The 3,733-nt window shown below is 59.4% G+C and carries 3 protein-coding genes; 1 reads left to right on the top strand and 2 read right to left on the bottom strand.

What is annotated here, in order from left to right:
* Window positions 1–204: 204 nt before the first annotated feature.
* Both KYK14_RS21665 and KYK14_RS21660 read right to left on the bottom strand, forming a co-directional pair.
* Complete coding sequence (locus tag KYK14_RS21665) at window positions 205–648, bottom strand: hypothetical protein (RefSeq protein ID WP_185282081.1); 444 nt, start codon at window positions 646–648, stop codon at window positions 205–207.
* A 93-nt stretch (window positions 649–741) separates the two neighbouring features.
* Window positions 742–1,998 carry a BamA/TamA family outer membrane protein gene (locus tag KYK14_RS21660; RefSeq protein ID WP_185282080.1) on the bottom strand — a complete coding sequence of 419 codons (1,257 nt, stop codon included), beginning with the start codon at window positions 1,996–1,998 and terminating at the stop codon, window positions 742–744.
* A gap of 179 nt (window positions 1,999–2,177) precedes the next feature.
* On the opposite strand from KYK14_RS21660, the gene KYK14_RS21655 reads away from it, so the two are divergent.
* Complete coding sequence (locus KYK14_RS21655; protein WP_219161739.1) at window positions 2,178–3,626, top strand: Gfo/Idh/MocA family protein; 1,449 nt, start codon at window positions 2,178–2,180, stop codon at window positions 3,624–3,626.
* Window positions 3,627–3,733 lie beyond the last annotated feature (107 nt).

Genomic DNA, 3,733 nt, shown 5'->3' with positions numbered 1-3,733 from the left:
GAGGATGGGGTTGGTGTAGGTAGGGCTCGGCATAGTAGTGGTGAAGTTGTGAATGAAATCCGTCTGTCATCCTGAGCGAAGGACCTTCTCACGCTGATACGAGTCGTTGGTACGCTTGTCGTTCTAACGTGAGAAGGCCCTTCGCAGGCTCAGGATGACAGACGTTTTTTTACTCACCACCTCACCTCTCACTACTTCAAAACCTCACAACCTCACCATTTCACCCTTCCTCATCGGGCAGTGGGAGTCGAGCCAAGCGATGGCGGCTTGCTCCTCCAGAAAGCGACCTATCTGGTAGGGTAGGGTATCGAAGTAGGACAGCGGCAAAAGCGACGTATCGGCTTCCAATGCCTGCAAATGCACGGGCGCCAGCAGAAAAGCCAGATGCACCCGGCCTTGCAGCCGGCTTGCCAGCTGCGGATAAAACACCTCCATCATCCATGGAATACCGTTCTGGTTGGTATGGTCGCGGCGGCGGGCATCAATCAGCCAGCGCATGCACCCGCAGGTGGTAGCGGCATTCAGCATCAGGTTGTAGCCTTGCTGCATTTCTGCCAAAGCAGGATTGCGCATCCACCGGCCTACCAGCAGGTCCAGATCGGCCCGATACGTGAGGTCTAAGTAGTCCGGCGATAGTAGCTTATCCATAAGTGAAGGGCAGGAAAACAGTGCGGTATAGTAATCGTTGGCAGGCCACCAAAAATGCGGCCAATTAGCACTATTTTCAGGATAAGCTACCGCCTAAAACACCTCGCCCACATTGAATGACAGCGCCCGCGAGCCGTCAAACCCAAAGCCGTAATCGATGGACAGGTTGGTGCGCGAGAGCTTGTTCATGGCCACGCGCAGCCCTACCCCCACGGCGGGCACCACCTTCTCGAATTGGTTGGTAGCGGGCTCCGATATGGTTTGTGCATTGCCGAACGCTACGCCGCCTAGCAGCCGGTTGCGCGTGATGCGAAACCGATACTCGGCCTCGGCATACAGCATGTCTTTGCCCCGAAAGCGCCCCTGAATGAAGCCACGGCCAGTATTGTTGTAGGTATCCCAGCCCGTACTGGGCAGGTCGAGGTAGGGCGGCGTGCCTTGCAGCGTGATGCTATTATACGACCACAGGGCTAGCATATTGCCGGAGCCTTCACGCAGGCGCAGGTAGCGGCGGGCCTCCAAGAGTAGCGTTTGATAGGTAACGGTGCTTCCCAACAGCTTCAGGTTGGGGCGGTACAGCAAGTTCACATAGGCGCCGCCCGGCTGGGGGTTGATGGCGTTGCCGCGCGAGTCGTAGAGCAGGTTCAGGGCCACCCCCGATGACACCGACGAGCCCGTAATACCTTGCTCGTAGCCCGAAATGCGGGCTACCTCCTGCCCGTCGCTGGTGCTTTCGATGCCCCAATGATAATCGAGCTGGTAGCCCAGGCCGCCGTAGAAGTTGGGCAAGATGCGGCGCAGCATGGTTTGGTAGATGCGCAGGTAGTCGAACTCCATGTTCACCACGCCGCGGCGGGTGCTGGTGCGCGTGCCCAGGCCATAGGTGTTTTGGGGGTAGTGCATCAGGCGCCAGTCGCCAATCCAGTTGATGCGGTTGTCGGGCGTCCAGATAGAGGACGTGGCCGTCAGAATCACCTGCTTGTTCTGCGTTACGGCCAGGGCCGACACCAGCGTGGAGATGTTGGCACCGGGTTTTTGATACGCCACATTACCAGCTACTTGCAGCAGCCCGCGGGTTTGCAGCGTGTAGCTGACAACGGGAATAATAGAAACAAAGCGGTGGCCGCTTTCCAGCGTCACGGTGGTGTCGCGGGCGGCAGGACGCAGGCGCGGGAAGAAATACGTCAGCACGTCGCCCAGGTCGCGCCGGTCTTCATCGGAGGTAGCGGCCGCGGGCGCGCCGGGTTGCTGCCGCAGCGTATCAGCCGTTTGGGCACGCGTCGGCACTACGCCCGCCAGCAACAGTCCACTCAGCACCCACCACCAGCTCGAAAACAACGGCAAAACCATACGGCAAAATCAAACAAAAACTATGCTCTACGCTCGTGCTTGCGGGGCGCTTCGTCCCATCAACCGCGCCGCTACCCGAAAGTTATGTACCACGCAAGGCAGTGGGGCGGGCATTTCTTTTTGGCAGATCCTCGTACACTTCCCTTGTATCCTGTCTTCTCCATTTCACCTATCACCCTATGTCTTTCACCAACGAGCTATTGAACACCGTGCTGCGCGAAGCCGGGCGGGAAGTATCACGCAAGGAATTTCTGAATCTGGCGGGCCGCGGCCTGGCCGTGGGCGTGGCGGCCGGCACCCTGGCCAGCTGCCAGGATAAATCGGGGGCTGCAAGTGGCGGCACTGCCGCGGCTACTGTGCCCACCACCGGCACACCGGCCTCTCAGGTAGACGCCGCTACTACTTACACTGCTCCCGATGGGCAGAAAATTCCGTCGTCGGAAGCCGTGTCGCCGCCCGCCAAGGTGCCCGCCGATGTGGAAAAGCCCATTGAGTTGGAAGCTTGGAAATCGGATGTAGACCCCCAGTCCGGCCCCACCCCTACCCCCCTGCCCCCCGACCGTCGGGTAGGCTACGCGTTGGTGGGCCTGGGCCACCTCACGCTGGAGGAATTGCTGCCCGCGTTTGGGGAGTGCAAGAAATCGAAACCGGTGGCCTTGGTCAGCGGCTCGCCCGAGAAGCTGAAAAAGGTGGCCGCGCAGTACGGCATCAAGCCTGAAAGCTGCTACAGCTACGAGAACTACGAAAAGCTGAAGGACAACCCCGAGGTGCAGGCCATTTACATTGTGCTGCCCAACTCCATGCACGCCGAGTACGTGATTCGAGGGGCGCAAACCGGCAAGCACATTCTCTGCGAAAAGCCCATGGCTACCTCGCCCGAAGAGTGCCAGGCCATGATTGATGCCTGTAACAAGGCCAAAGTGAAGCTGATGATTGCGTACCGCATTCAGTACGAGCCTTACAACCGCCAAGTGCGCGACATGATACGCGACAAGAAATACGGCGAGGTGCAATACATACAAGCCCAAAACAGCCAAAGCTCGGCCAACCCCGACCACTGGCGCCACAAAAAAGCCCTGGCTGGCGGCGGCGCCCTCCCCGACATTGGCCTGTACTGCCTGAACACCTCGCGCTTCCTGCTGGGCACCGAGCCAACCGAGGTGTTTGCCTACTCCTACAGCACGCCCGGCAACCCGTTATTTAAGGAGGTAGAGGAGATGATGTCGTTTCAGCTGCGCTTCCCCAACGGCGTGGTCGTCGATAACATCACGCACTACAACACCCACGACTCGCGCTTCTACCGCGTGAACACGCAGCGGGGCTGGCTGCACCTGAACAACGCCTACGCCTACACCGGGCAGCAGCTGCAAACCTCGCACGCCGAGGGTAAAGCCCGGATGGAAAATCACATCACCATTCCCTCCAAAAACCAGTTTGCCGCCGAAATGGACCACTTCTCGGAGTGCATTCTGGACAACAAGAAGCCCCACACGCCCGGCGAAGAAGGTTTACAAGACCACCGCATTATGGCAGCCATCTACCAGTCGGCCCGCGAGGGTAGGCCCGTGAAGCTGACTCCCGTGCAGGGCACTGACGTCTTCCGCGGCCCCGAGCCGAAGGAGGCGTAGGGTAGGGTTGAGGTACAGTAATGGCGCGGAGCTGTGCCCCGTGTCTACTATTCGCAGGCCTCTGGCCTGCCGTCGTCTGCGCCACTAGGAACGCTTGAGTGCATTGT

Origin of the sequence: Hymenobacter profundi (assembly GCF_019334315.1) — a bacterium.
GTDB lineage: Bacteria > Bacteroidota > Bacteroidia > Cytophagales > Hymenobacteraceae > Hymenobacter > Hymenobacter profundi.
Note: the sequence above shows the minus strand (reverse complement) of the source record. Positions and strands in the feature narration are given on the sequence as shown.